The organism is Amycolatopsis regifaucium (assembly GCF_001613935.1).
Lineage (GTDB): Bacteria > Actinomycetota > Actinomycetes > Mycobacteriales > Pseudonocardiaceae > Amycolatopsis > Amycolatopsis regifaucium.
On record NZ_LQCI01000029.1, the window covers coordinates 34584 to 47364 of the forward strand.

The 12781-nt window shown below is 68.7% G+C and carries 11 protein-coding genes; 8 read left to right on the forward strand and 3 right to left on the reverse strand.

Annotated features, from left to right (window positions below; all coding sequences use genetic code 11):
* Positions 1 to 53: 53 nt before the first annotated feature.
* The 7 genes from AVL48_RS23635 to AVL48_RS23665 all read left to right on the forward strand — a co-directional run bounded on the left by AVL48_RS23635 (position 54) and on the right by AVL48_RS23665 (position 8915).
* A complete protein-coding gene (locus tag AVL48_RS23635) occupies positions 54 to 713 on the forward strand; it encodes a hypothetical protein (protein ID WP_061989667.1) in 660 nt (219 codons plus the stop codon).
* Complete coding sequence (locus AVL48_RS23640; RefSeq protein ID WP_061989668.1) at positions 706 to 2070, forward strand: glutamine synthetase family protein; 1365 nt, start codon at positions 706 to 708, stop codon at positions 2068 to 2070. Before AVL48_RS23635 ends, AVL48_RS23640 begins: the two co-directional genes overlap by 8 nt.
* Positions 2067 to 2834 (forward strand): gamma-glutamyl-gamma-aminobutyrate hydrolase family protein, encoded by a 768-nt coding sequence (locus AVL48_RS23645; RefSeq protein WP_061989670.1) that lies wholly within the window; start codon positions 2067 to 2069, stop codon positions 2832 to 2834. Before AVL48_RS23640 ends, AVL48_RS23645 begins: the two co-directional genes overlap by 4 nt.
* A complete protein-coding gene (locus AVL48_RS23650; RefSeq protein WP_208616284.1) occupies positions 2824 to 5268 on the forward strand; it encodes an AMP-binding protein in 2445 nt (814 codons plus the stop codon). The genes AVL48_RS23645 and AVL48_RS23650 overlap by 11 nt, the downstream gene beginning before the upstream one ends.
* Positions 5265 to 6395, forward strand: a complete 1131-nt coding sequence (locus AVL48_RS23655) for a Zn-dependent alcohol dehydrogenase (RefSeq protein WP_061989674.1) — start codon at positions 5265 to 5267, stop codon at positions 6393 to 6395. Before AVL48_RS23650 ends, AVL48_RS23655 begins: the two co-directional genes overlap by 4 nt.
* Positions 6392 to 7861: an aldehyde dehydrogenase family protein gene (locus AVL48_RS23660; RefSeq protein ID WP_061989676.1), complete on the forward strand. Its 1470-nt coding sequence runs from the start codon at positions 6392 to 6394 to the stop codon at positions 7859 to 7861. The genes AVL48_RS23655 and AVL48_RS23660 overlap by 4 nt, the downstream gene beginning before the upstream one ends.
* A gap of 175 nt (positions 7862 to 8036) precedes the next feature.
* Complete coding sequence (locus AVL48_RS23665; protein WP_061989678.1) at positions 8037 to 8915, forward strand: NAD(P)-binding domain-containing protein; 879 nt, start codon at positions 8037 to 8039, stop codon at positions 8913 to 8915.
* 67 nt (positions 8916 to 8982) lie between these two features.
* On the opposite strand, the gene AVL48_RS39140 is transcribed toward AVL48_RS23665, so the two are convergent.
* Both AVL48_RS39140 and AVL48_RS23670 read right to left on the reverse strand, forming a co-directional pair.
* Positions 8983 to 9132 (reverse strand): hypothetical protein, encoded by a 150-nt coding sequence (locus AVL48_RS39140; RefSeq protein WP_156515775.1) that lies wholly within the window; start codon positions 9130 to 9132, stop codon positions 8983 to 8985.
* A 76-nt stretch (positions 9133 to 9208) separates the two neighbouring features.
* On the reverse strand, positions 9209 to 10384 hold the full coding sequence (locus AVL48_RS23670) for a helix-turn-helix domain-containing protein (RefSeq protein WP_061989680.1): 1176 nt from the start codon (positions 10382 to 10384) through the stop codon (positions 9209 to 9211).
* Between the two features lie 497 nt (positions 10385 to 10881).
* On the opposite strand from AVL48_RS23670, the gene AVL48_RS23675 reads away from it, so the two are divergent.
* Positions 10882 to 11961, forward strand: coding sequence for a Shedu anti-phage system protein SduA domain-containing protein (locus AVL48_RS23675; RefSeq protein WP_061989681.1), 1080 nt, complete (start codon positions 10882 to 10884; stop codon positions 11959 to 11961).
* 54 nt (positions 11962 to 12015) lie between these two features.
* Here the strand turns inward: AVL48_RS23675 and AVL48_RS39145 are convergent, their stop codons facing one another.
* Complete coding sequence (locus AVL48_RS39145; RefSeq protein ID WP_143105059.1) at positions 12016 to 12438, reverse strand: hypothetical protein; 423 nt, start codon at positions 12436 to 12438, stop codon at positions 12016 to 12018.
* Positions 12439 to 12781: the final 343 nt, after the last annotated feature.

Below are 12781 nucleotides of genomic sequence, written 5' to 3' on the forward strand. Positions count from 1 at the left end.
CCGCGCCCACGGCCCCACCAGCACCACACCTGTCTTCGGAGAAAGGAACGACCATGGCGAAAACCCCGACGCTCTCCCCGGACTCACTGGCCCAGCGTGCGCCGGTCCGGATCGAGATCGACGACGATGCCACTCCCCTTGTCCGACTGCTCGGCCGGACCCTGCGCGACGCGGTCCGGATCGGCCACGTTCCCGACGTTCTCGATCGCGGCACCGGGACGGTTGTCGTCCGCTCGCACAACACCCCGCAGGTCGCCACCGTCATCCTGCGCGACGGCGCGGTAACCGTGACCGGTGGCGTCTCCGCGCCGGCCGACGCGACGCTGGTCGTCGACCTCGAAGCCCGCTTCGCGCCCACGCAGGACCCGGACGGTGACGCGGAACTGGCCGACGGGACGCTCCGCGCTCTTCGCCCTCCGTTGCCCTCGTGGCGCGAAGCCGCCAAACGCTTCTGGGAGATGACCCGCGGCATCCGCGGCATCCCCGACGTCCTCGTCGCGGTCGCGCAGGGACCGGACGGCCCCCAGGAGGCCCGGTTCGGCTCGGGCCCGACGACCTACCGCATGGTCGGCACGCCCGACACCCTCGCAGGGGTGTTCACCGGCGCCGACTACCTCCTCACCTCCCTGGACGCAGACCTACGGGTCCAGGGAACGCTCTCGCAAGTGTCGGTCATGACGGCCGCCTCGTGGAAGGTTCGCTTCGATGTCTGAGCCCGCCCGGCCGGAACCCACCAGGTCCGTACCCACGAAGGCGGTCCGTCTGGAGGCCACCGGCCACGACGGCAGCTTCCTGGGAAAGACCGTCACGCCGGCGAAGTTCGCGTCCGGCAAAAAGTCGGGCTTCGCCTTCGCCGACATCCTGTTCGCGATCGACCTGGGTGACGCCTTCGTGTTCGGCGACGCCTTCCCGGACTGGCGCGGCAACCTCTACGACATCTCGATGATCCCCGACATGGACACGCTGGTGCAGTGGAAGCCCGGGCTGGACGCCGTCATCGGTGACTACTGGCTCCAGGACGGGAGGCCGGTGCCGATCTGCCCGCGCAACATGGTGCGCGGGCTCGTCGAGCGCCTGAAAGCGCTCGGCTACACCGCCACGGTCGCGGTGGAAATCGAAACCACGCTGTTCGAGGAATCCGTCCAGCAGGCGCGGGCCCGCGGCTACCGCGATCTCACACCGCTCGGCGGGGACACCGGCGCCACGTACCACCTGGCGCGGTCGAAGGACTGGGTCGATTACATGGACGCCGTCACCGACCGGCTCGACGAGCTCGGCATCACCTGGGAGGCGTGGACCGACGAGGCGGCCGCAGGCCAGACCGAGTTGAACCTCGCCCCCACCGATCCGGTGTCGCTCGGCGACTCCTGGGTGCGCACCAAGCAGGTGATGCGGGAAGTCGCGTTCGAGCAAGAGCGGACGGTGACGTTCATGGCCAAGCCGACCGCCGGGTTCGGGCAGGGCGCGCACATCAACCTCTCGCTGCACCGCGACGGCGAGAATCAGTTCTTCGCACCCGACGGACCGTCCGCGGTGATGCTGCAGGCCGTCGGTGGGCTGCTGGCCACGATGGCGGGAAACACCCTGCTGGCGCTGCCGCAGATCACCTCATACCGGCGCCTGGTCGACATCAGCGGCCCGCCGACCACCATCTCCTGGGGCGTCAACAACAAGACCGCGGCGGTGCGGGCCATCGTCGGGCATCCCCGGTACTCACGGCTCGAATACCGGCTTCCGGGCTCGGACGTCAACCCGTACTACGCCCTGGCCGGGATGCTGGCCGGGGTTGTCGCCGGCATCGAACGGAGGATGCAGGCCCCGCCGCAAGTCGACGACATGGCATGGTGCCTGCCCGACGACACCGGGATCGAGCGGATCCCGGACTCGATCACCAAAGCCATCGCGGCGCTGGACGGCGACGAGATACTCCGCGAATACCTGGGCGACGAGTTCGTCGACTTCTGGGTGGCGTCGCGCCGGTGGGAATGGATGGAGTTCCACACCAAGGGTGGCGACCCCTACGCCGAACTCTCCGCCTGGGAGTCCCGTCGCTACTTCGAGTTCCCGTGAGCCGCAAACCACTGGTCGGGATCACCGGCCGTCGGGTCCAGCTGGGTCTGATCACCGGAACGGACGACCGCTACGCCACGGCGTGCACCGACACGTTCATGACCGCCTTCGCCACCCGCGTCGCGAAGGCGGGCGGCGTGCCCGTGCACCTGCCCTACGGCGCCGCCCCCCTGGACGCCTGCGAGTGGATGTCCGGGGTGGTCATCACCGGGGGGCAGGACGTGCACCCGGCCCGGTGGGGCGGCGACACCTCCGTGGTCCGCGACGTCGACCCACGGCTCGATCCCCACGCGCACGACACCGAACGCGACGACTACGAGTTCACCCTGACCCGCGCCGCCCTCGACCGCGGCCTCCCCCTGTTGGGAGTGTGCCGCGGGATGCAGCTGCTCAACGTCGCACTGGGCGGCACGCTCATCGCGGACCTGCCACCCGGCCCCGTGCCCCACCTCTCGCTGCTGGCCGCGCCCACCGACGGCGACCCCGAGCACCGCGTGAGGTTCGAACCCGGCTCCACGGCCGCGCGGGTCTTCGGCGACAGCGCCGTCACCAACTCGTGGCACCACCAGGCCGTCGACCGATGCGGCACGGGACTCGTCGTCACGGGCCGCACATCCGACGGGGTAGCGGAGGCCATGGAGGTGCCCGGCGCGCCGATCCTCGGCGTGCAGTGGCACCCCGAGTGGATGGAACGCGACGACCCGGCCATGGCCTGGATCGTCGACGAAGCGAGAAAACGGCAGGAGATCGAGTATGTCCACTGACACGACAACCGTGACAGCGACCAGGGACGGCACACCGCGGCGCCCCGCAGTGCCCCACGACCAGATGGGGGCGACACCCCGGGTGCGCACGGTCACCGGCCTCCTGGCAGACGGCGTCGTCCATAGCCCCGGCGCCGAGCTGCTGCGCTTCGGCGACGATTCGTGGACCTACGAGCAGGCCGACGCATCGTCGTCGCGGCTGGCGCACCGCCTGATCGAGGGCGACGGCGTGGCGCCGGGCGACCGCGTCGCGATCATGCTGCCGAACGTCGCCTGGTGGCCGCTCACCTGGTTCGCGGTACTCAAGACCGGTGCCGTCGTCGTGCCTGTCAACTCGGCCTACCGTGCGGCCGATCTGGCGTTCGTGCTGCGCGACTCCGGCGCGAAGGTGATCGTCACCGACGCCGAACACCTCCCGCTGGTGCGTGACGTGATCTCCCGCGACGACGCTCTCACGGGCATCCGCATCCTCGACGTCGCCGACGCCGCCGACACGGATTTCCCGGCCACCGCCCCCGACATCGCCATCACCCCGAACACGCTGGCCAACCTGCAGTACACCTCGGGCACCACCGGATTCCCGAAGGCGTGCATGCTGACCCACGACTACTGGACCCGCATCGCCTGGGGCTGCGCCGCGGCCGCCGGCCTCGGCGACGACGACGTGCTCCTCACAGCGCAGCCCTTCTCGTACATGGACCCGCAGTGGAACACGGTGCTCGCCCTGACCGCGGGCGCGCCGCTGGTGGTGCTGCCGCGGTTCTCCGCGTCGGGGTTCATGGCCGACGTGCGGCGCCATCGCGTGACCTTCTGCTATGTCCTCGGATCGATGCCCACGCTGCTGTTCAAGCAGCCGCCCGGCGCCGACGACCGCGACAACCACCTGCGCGCGGTGTTCTGCTCCGCGATCCCCGCAGCGCTGCACGCCCGGCTCGAGGACCGCTGGGGCGCACCATGGCGAGAGCTCTACGGGATGACCGAAAGCGGGATCGACCTGATCAGCCCGCTCGACGATGCCGCGGCCGTCGGGAGCGGCGGCATCGGACGGCCCGTGCCGACCAAACAGGTCAGGATCGTGGACGCCGACGGCGCCGAGATCCCCGCAGGCACCCCGGGCGAGCTGACGGTGTCCGGCGCGCCGATGATGCTCGGCTACTGGAACCGGCCCGAGGAGACCGCACGGACGCTCCGGAACGGATGGCTGCACACCGGCGACCTCGCCGTCGCCGACGACCGGGGCGAGATCCGCCTGGTGGGCCGCATCAAGGACATGGTGCGGCGCGGCGGCGAGAACGTGGCCAGCGCCGAGGTGGAGGCAGCGCTCGAAACCGATGACCGCGTCGTCGGGGCCGCGGTCGTCGCCGAGCCCGACGAGATGCTCGGAGAGGAGGTCAAGGCCTTCGTCCAGCTCGCGGCGGGCGGCACCGGCGACCGGGCGATGGCCGAGGCCATCATCGCCCGGGTCGCGGAGCGTCTCGCGCGGTTCAAAGTGCCGCGATACGTCGAATTCGTCGCGGACTTCCCCCGAACCCCGTCGGAACGGGTGTCGAAGCCCGCGCTCAAGGCCCGGGCGGCCGAAGTCCCCGGCACCACCTTCGACTTGCGCGATCGGACCCCGGCACGCCGCTGCGCATCTCCGGACACGGCGCAGTCGGACGCGGCAGGCGAACATGTGCTCGTCGACATGATCCGCGATACGGCCGTGATCACGCTGCGGCGCCCGGCGAAGCTCAACGCCCTGACCGTCGAGATGCGCCTGCGCCTCGCCGCACTCATCCGCGACTACGGCACCGGCGAGCGGGCCCGGGGAATCGTCATCACGGGCACAGGCCGCGCGTTCAGCGCGGGCGAGGACCTCGGCGTGCCGCCGACCACCTTCGCCGAGATGCGCGAGACCTTCAAGACCTTCCACGACGTCACCCGCGCCGTGATCGAGACCAAGGTCCCCGTGATCGCGGCGATCAACGGGATAGCGGTCGGCGGCGCCTCGGAGATCACGCTGTGCTGCGACGCCCGCCTCGGCACTCCGCAGACCGAGTTCTTCCAACCGGAGAACGCCCGCGGCCTCACGATCTCCAACGCGTCGAGCGTGCTCCTCCCACGGATCGTGCGCACTCACGCGATGCGGATAGTGCTGGGCTCCGAGCGCATCGGCGCCGAGGAAGCGCTGCGGCTCGGTCTGATCGACCAGATCGTCGAGCCCGACAGCCTGCTGGAACGCGCGATCGACCTCGTCCGCGCCTGGACGCCGGAGGGTGGCAATACCGCCCTGCACCTGGCGCTGTTGCGGCCCTCATCCGAAGAGATCGAACGCGCCTTCGCGTTGGAGGACACCGCGGCCGACGCGTCGTGGAACAGCGGCGCGTTCACCGCAGGGATCAAAGGCTTCTGGAACGCCAAGAAACCCGCCGCCGCGACCGGAGAGAACGAATGATCACCACCCGCGCGGCCATGCTCACGAAGGTGGGCGGGCCCCTGCATCTGACCGACATCCACGTCGATGACCCCGAACCCCACGAGGTGCGGATCGCCGTCACGCACGTCGGGCTGTGCCACAGCGACCTGCACTACATCACCGGCACCGTCGCCACCGACCTGCCGGTGGTAGTCGGTCACGAAGTGGCAGGCATCGTCGAATCCGTCGGCTCGGCCGTCACGAACCTGCGCCCGGGCGACCCGGTCACCGGCGCGCTCACACCGTCGTGCGGCGAGTGCGCGAACTGCAACGCGGCCCGTTCGACCCAGTGCCGGCGGCTCGACGAGATCCGGCGCCGCCCGCGGCCCGCCTACACCTTGCCCGACGGGACGGCGGTCGCCCGGCTCGGCGACCTGGGCGCGTTCTCCGAGCACATGCTGCTGCGCGCGAACGCCGCCGTGAAGCTGCCCGACGGCGTGTCCACCCGGGTCGGCTGCCTGCTGTCGTGCTGCGTCGTCACCGGCGTCGGCGCGGTGTTCCGCGGAGCGCGGGTGCGGCCCGGCTCCACCGTGGCCGTGATCGGCTGCGGCGGCGTCGGATCGGCGATCATCCAGGGCGCACGGCTTGCGGGCGCGTCCGCGATCGTCGCGATCGACCTCGACGAGCAGCGGCTGCGCGCCGCCCGCTCCTACGGCGCGACCCACACCGTGAACGGCAGCATCGGCGACGTGGGCACAGCGGTACGCGCCGCACTGGGCGACGGCGTCGACTACTCCTTCGAGGCCGTCGGATCCGCCCGCACCGCGGCAGCCGCCCTCGCCGTGGTGCGTCCCACCGGCACCGCTTGCCTCGTCGGCATCGCCCCCGGAGGCACCGAACTGACCCTGCCCGCGTCCGACTTCTTCTTCAGCGAAAAACGCCTGATCGGCTCGTACATGGGTTCGGGGCAGGCGCGGGAGGACATCGCCCAGTTCGCCCGGCTCTACCAGCACGGCCGGCTGCTGCTCGACGAAATGGTCACCGAGGTCATCGGCTTCGACCAGATCAACGAGGGCTTCGAAGCGATGAAGTCCGGCGAGGTGACCCGCATCGTCGTCGCCATGCCGACCTGTTCCGACAACCCCACCGCGGGAGAAACCTCATGAACACCACGACGCAGACAACGTCACTCGCGCAGCCGGTGAGCTACATCGCCGGCGAGTGGGTGCGCTGCCAGACACTCGACACCTGGAACGTCGACCCGAACACGGGTGAACCGGTCCACCGCATGGTGACCACATCGCCCACCGACCTGGAGCGCGCGCTGCAGCACGCCCAGCACACCTACGATGCCCTGGACTGGGCCGGCGACGACTTCCGGCTTGAACGGGCCGAGGCGCTCGAACGGGTCGCGACGAACGTCGAGAAGCGGCTCGAGGAGATCGCCCGCACCGACGCGATCACCAGCGGCACAGCGATCACCGCCACCCGCAAGCTCGCCGCGTTCCTCCCCGCCCGGATCCGAGGAGCCGCCGCCGAGGCCCGTGGGATCCCCCGGGTCACCACGCTCGCCGCCGGAGGGCGCGACGTCCGGCTGCACCAGGTGCCCTGGGGGCCAGCCGCGATCCTCACCCCGTGGAACGGCCCCAGTTTCATCCCGGCGGCGAAGATGGCCAGCGCGGTGGCATCGGGGTGTCCGGTGCTGCTCAAACCGTCCGAGCACGCCCCCGCCAGCGCGCAGGTGATCGTCGAATGCTTCGTCGACGCCGGCCTGCCCGCGGGCGCACTGCAGCTCGTACACGGCACAGGCAGCGTCGGCGCCGCGCTCACGGGCGACCGGCGGGTGAAGGTGGTGTCCTTCACCGGCGGCCCTGGCGCCGGGCGGGCCATCGCCCGCGCCGCGGCCGAGGACTTCAAGGTCCTCCAGCTCGAACTCGGCGGCAACAACCCGGTGCTCGTGCTCGATGACGCCGACCTCGACGTCACCGCTGACGGCATCCTCACCGGCATGACGAACCTGAACGGCCAGTGGTGCGAAGGGCCGGGCAAGGTCCTGGCACCACACCGGCTGGTGCAGCCGTTGCGGGAGGCCCTCGGGGCGCGCATCGCGAGGCTACGGATCGGGCACTCGCTCGGCGAGGAATCCGACATCGGCCCCATCTCCAACGAACCACACCACCGGAACCTGATTCAGCGGATCGCGGATCTGCGCGGGCTCGGTGCCGAGATCGACCAGCCCGGGGAGCTGCCCGACCTGGCCGGTTTCTTCCTGTCTCCCACGATCGCCACGGGGTCTGACCCGGACCGGACGACCGCCGAACTGTTCGGGCCGGTCATCTCCTTGCACGGCGTGGACTCCGACGAAGACGCGTTGCGCGCCGCCAATGCGCACCCGTCGGGGCTGGACGCCTACGTGTTCGGCACCGACACCGACCGCGCGATCACCATCGGTGCCCGGATCATCTCCGGCGAGGTGCGGGTCAACGGCGCGAAGCTCGCCGATCTCGGCGACGACTCCGCCCAGAGTTTCTGGGGCCCGTCCGGTATCGGCGGGCACGGTCCCGCGGAATCGGTGCGAGTGTTCTGCGGGGATCGGGTCGTCGGGGTCGACTCACCGGACCTGCCGATCTGAGCAAGAGAACGGAGGAGGCCCGGGACAACGTGCTGTTGAGGCATCCGCAGCGCGACTCGGTCACCTCAGAGGCGAACCACCGGCCATCGCCTAGCTCGATGACGACCTGTCGCCAAGTCATCGACTGGCCGTGCAGGCGATGACCACGGGCACATCATCGAAGAAATGAGGAAAGATGGAGAAGACCACCTCACATGACCTCACCGTTCTCGGCTGCGGCCTGATGGGATCGGCGCTCGCGCGGGCGCTGGCCAGCGGTGGCAAGGCCGTCGCCGTCTGGAACCGCACTCACCACCGGGCAGCCGCACTGGCCGACGACGCGATCACTCCCATGCGGCAGATCGACGACGCCGTCCACGCCGCGCCGCTTGTCCTGGTGTGCCTGGCCACATACGACGTCGCCCTGGCGACCCTCGATCCCGTGTCGAGCTTGACTGGCACCACCCTCGTCAATGTCGGCAGCGGCTCCCCCGCAGAAGTCGAATCCTTTGCCGTCTGGGCCGGTGGGCGCGGTGCTGAGTACTTGGACGGGTCGATCCTCGGATATCCCGAAGAGATCGGCACCGAGGGTGCGGCGATCCTCTATTCCGGATCCGAAACGACTTGGGCCGAGCACGGCGAGAGCCTGACCCTGCTGACTCCCGTGTCCGTCTGGGTGTCCCAGGACGTCAAGATCGCCAGTGTCCTGAACGTAGGACTCGTCGGCATGTTCCTGATCCCGGCTGTCAGCGCCTATGTGGAGGCATCGACCTTCATGCTCGGGCAAGGAGTTGATCAGGGCCTCCTGGAGGCCCTGACGCCGGCCGCGTTCACATCCATCCAGAGTGAGACGGCAAGGGTCGCAACCGCCATCGCCGGCGGCGATTTCACAACAGACCAAGCAACCATCGCCACCTACGCCCAAGGCTTGGCCGAGGCCATCGACACCATGAAGGAAACCGGGCTGACCCCCCGGGTGTTCTTCGGCGCAATCGAGAATCTAAACGCAGCTGTCGACGCTGGACTAGGTGATCTCGGCTTCGCAGCCCAGACAAAAATCATTGCCACAGGGTGAGCGGTAGCCGCCCGCCCCAGCGAACCCCGGCGCCGCGTCTCCCACTGATCCGGACCGGCAGCGTCCGTCAGGCAGCGCTCACATGACCTGTGCCAAGCTTGCCATCAAGGACCCGCCGGTGACTTCCCTTGCTCGACAGGACGACACCGTTCGGCGAGCCCGGCTTGCGCTCGACGAGGTCGGCGCCCGCGCCGATGTAGTCGCTCGCCAGGGACACGGCGACCAAGGTGAATCAAACGGGCCAGTGGGCCGGACAGAGCTAGTGTCGGCGGAGCCACTGCCGGCACCGCACGTCAGTCCCGCAACTGCACGAGCATGAGTGCGGCGACCACGCTCGCGGCGTTGTCGGCGAGCGGCACGGGCAGCAGTTGATCGGCGCGAGCCAGCCGTCGCTCGATGGTGTTGCGGTGCGTGACCATCCGCTCCGCGGCGGCAGAGCCGTTGAACCGTTCCCGGACGTAGGTCAGCACCGTTTGCCGCAGCACCGGGTCGGCGGTCGCGAGATCACCCAAGGTGTCGGTGACGAACTGATCGGCCTGCGCCATGTCGGCGGTGAGCACCGACACCAACGCGACGTCCTCGTACCGCACGATAGGGCGCGATGGGCTCAGACGTGCCAGTAGCCGCTGCGCGGCGGCGGCATCCAGGTGGCTACGGCGAAAGCCGTCAAGATCCCGCCCGCAACGCCCGAACGCCACATGGATTCCCGGATGGCCGGCCAGGGCTGCCTCCGCTGTCTCGGCCGAAGGAACGATGTCCGACCGGACCCACACCCACAGCGCGGTGGCGCTCGCGTTCAGGGTGAGCCGGCACGAGGCGCCGCATGTCTTCATCACCGTCTCGGCGGCCGCGTCGAGGCCTGAGGCCTCGGCGGCGGAGTCGCTCCAGAGAACCGCGGCGACATGACTGCCCGTTAGCGCATACCCCAGACGCGACTCGGCCAGCGCCCGGCCGATCGGCGCGCCTTCGAGCAACAGCTGGACGGTGGCGTGCCGCTCAGCGCTGGCGCCCCGCGCGAGGTTCTCCCGTTCCTGCTCGACATACTCGTCGAGCGCCGCGATCGAGTCGTCGATGAAGGTCACCATCGACCGCTCCGATGTCTTCATCAAGTCGCGGAGCTCGTCAACGACGGCAGTCGCCGCGAAACAAGCATCGACCCACAACTCCCACGCCACGTGCTGGGCACCCCGCCACGAACCGAGGTCGTGCGTGTCCAGGCCGCGTCGCACCAGATCGCGTGCGAACTGCTGGACTCCCGGGTCGACGCACGGCCCGACTCGCGCCCCGGGGTCCTGCAGGATGGCCGACAGCCAATGCCTGAAATAGACCTTGCTCATGTGCCGGTCGGCCGCCGCGAACTGCGGGTCCTCCAGCAACGCGCGGTACTCGGCCTCCCGGTGGGCAGCGGCTACCACCTCATCGACGGCCGAACTCGTCATAGCCAGAAGGCGCTCTGCGACGTCCCGCATCAGCTCAGCGGTACGTCGGCTCGGTCGCGGCCATCCTGAGTCCACCGCCGCACTGTAGCGCCAACTCCCAGTGCGGCGGCGGTGGCGCGCATCGTCGGGTGATCCGGGAGGTGATTGAAGGCAGCCAGGCGTTTCCATGGACGCGTGCCGGTCAAGACCGGGCGCAGTTCAGGTGGGATCGCCGTGGTCGGGTAGAGGGTACTGCGGTGCCCTTGTTGGTCCGGCCGGCGCCCGCACGTCGCAGCAACTGCGGCTGATCCGGCACCGAATACACCTGAGGCGCCCCGACGACCCGGAACCGCCTCAGGCAGGGTTGCCTGTTCTCCTGGCCAACCCGTCGAAGCCACACAGCCGAGGCCTTCCTGTCTTCGCCGCCGATCCGGCCAGCGGCAGCCATGACGGCGGGTAGCGCCCACCCGACGCTGAAACACTTACGACGGCATCGCCGACTCCCGTGCACGACCTTCCCGTGGTCATGAAGCGCGCAGGAGATGCCGATGGACAGCAGCGGTGATGGCTTCACCATCTGGGTAGCCGGCGAGAACAAGGGGCCGGGACAGCTCGGGGCGACCGGGGCGGTCCTGAAACAGGGGCCACAAGTATGTAAAACCGTCACCCTGTCCACCTTCGGTGAAGGAGCCACTCAGGAAGTTCGCCGGCGTGAGCTCTGCTTCCGGACTTTTCCCCGTCATCCCACACAGCCCGGGTACGACTTCGCGAACCCGCTGCGCAGATGGAGTTGCGAGAACGACGAGATCACACGGCTTGCCACTTTTCTCGAAGCCGAGGTGTCCGAGAAGGGCCGCTTCCGCTTGGTTGACACGACATCGCCAACCGCGACGCTGCTTGCGATGCTCGAATGTGGCGAGATCGACACAGCTCAACTCGTTGCCGCCTTGCAGCGGACCGGCGACCTGGATCAGCTCGCTGGGGCTGTCGCGGCCACCAACGCCGGTGTCTCCGCAGTCCACGAAGCGACCCTGGCCCGCCGACGCCAGCTTGTCTCCGATCTACAGGAACTCGTCCGCCAGCCCACGACGACCGAGACTGATCTCCAACGCAAGATCGGCGACGCATACTGGCTGTTCGGCGGCCGCTACGTCGGCGTGGCAGCCAAACGAAATCTGGCCCCGCTCGACCAGCACGACATCCCTCTTCTCAGCGCGGACGGCGCCCTGCACATCGTCGAACTCAAAGGTCCGGCAATTCCAAAGCTCGTCCATCCCTGGCGCAAGCACCATATTGTCGGGACCAACGTTCACCAGGCAACCAGTCAAGCGATGAACTACCTGAGAGGCCTCGACGAAACGGGCGCCACACTCACCACGACCTACCTCTACGAACAGGGAATCAGCTACGACCTGCGACGCGTTTTCGCCACCGTCGTAATAGGACACCCAGACCACGTCGAAGGCATCGACGAACGCGCCGTCAATCAGACCATCCGTTCATACAACGCCCACTTGTCCCGAGTAGAGGTCATCACCTATAAGGATCTCTTCGACGCAGCCGAACGCGCTCTGACCTTCGAGGAAGCCGAGCACAACAACAAGACCGTGAACAGACCAGCTGCCTAGCCACCTCCGCACTGAGGTCAGCCGACATAGTAGTTCGGTACCGGATCGCCTACCTCACCACCATTTCGTCCATCGAGCTCCGGCTGGCACCACTCTCGCTTCGATCTGGTGCGAGCATGGGTGCGGACTCGCTGGGCCGAGCGCCCCAATCCGAGCGCAGAAAGCGACCGCGATCGGGTCACGCCCGATCGGAAGCGTCGTCCAGCCGTACCCAACTCCCCGCGCCGCTGCGGCAGCAACCAACACACGTCCAGCACCGCGCCGCCGATGCTTCTCCTCGACCTCGACATGGACGAAGATCGCGCGCCGGTCGACCGGACACAGCGACAGGCGCGCCTCGCCGAAGACCGTGCGACCCAGACGAAGCTGAATGACGCCGATCCCCGCAAAAACCGGTGGCGGCACGACGACCAATCGCATGCCGTACTCGTCCACGGCGGTTTCCATGACCTGCCGCTCGACAGCGGTGTCGATCACCGCCCAGACACCACCGGCACCGGTCAACGCGTGGCAGGCCTCGCAGAGCCATTCCGGTGCCCGATAGTCCTGTGACCAACCTTGCCGCGCTCCGCCGACCGCCAGATCATGACCCCAGGGGCATTGTTTTGGTGTCCCGGCCCCTGGCCGGATCGGTATCTCTAGCGTTCGCCATTCCCGGTTCGCGCCGGTCACCGGAAGTCCCGCGACTTCGACGCCAGGCCTTGCAGGTCCAACGGCCGCACCTGGTCCGCGACCACCGTGCACGTTCCCTCGGTCACCTGCGCGATTCCGCGGATCAGCAACGCGTTGGTCGCCAGCAATACCTTCCTACTCCGGTGAA

Excerpts from the sequence above, each read along its gene's own strand:
- AVL48_RS23635 (WP_061989667.1), top strand. The coding sequence starts at position 54 with ATGGCGAAAACCCCGACGCTCTCCCCGGACTCACTGGCCCAGCGTGCG.
- AVL48_RS23640 (WP_061989668.1), top strand. The coding sequence starts at position 706 with ATGTCTGAGCCCGCCCGGCCGGAACCCACCAGGTCCGTACCCACGAAG.
- AVL48_RS23650 (WP_208616284.1), top strand. The coding sequence starts at position 2,824 with ATGTCCACTGACACGACAACCGTGACAGCGACCAGGGACGGCACACCG.
- AVL48_RS23655 (WP_061989674.1), top strand. The coding sequence starts at position 5,265 with ATGATCACCACCCGCGCGGCCATGCTCACGAAGGTGGGCGGGCCCCTG.
- AVL48_RS23660 (WP_061989676.1), top strand. The coding sequence starts at position 6,392 with ATGAACACCACGACGCAGACAACGTCACTCGCGCAGCCGGTGAGCTAC.
- AVL48_RS23665 (WP_061989678.1), top strand. The coding sequence starts at position 8,037 with ATGGAGAAGACCACCTCACATGACCTCACCGTTCTCGGCTGCGGCCTG.
- AVL48_RS23670 (WP_061989680.1), bottom strand. The coding sequence starts at position 10,384 with ATGCGGGACGTCGCAGAGCGCCTTCTGGCTATGACGAGTTCGGCCGTC.
- AVL48_RS23675 (WP_061989681.1), top strand. The coding sequence starts at position 10,882 with ATGGACAGCAGCGGTGATGGCTTCACCATCTGGGTAGCCGGCGAGAAC.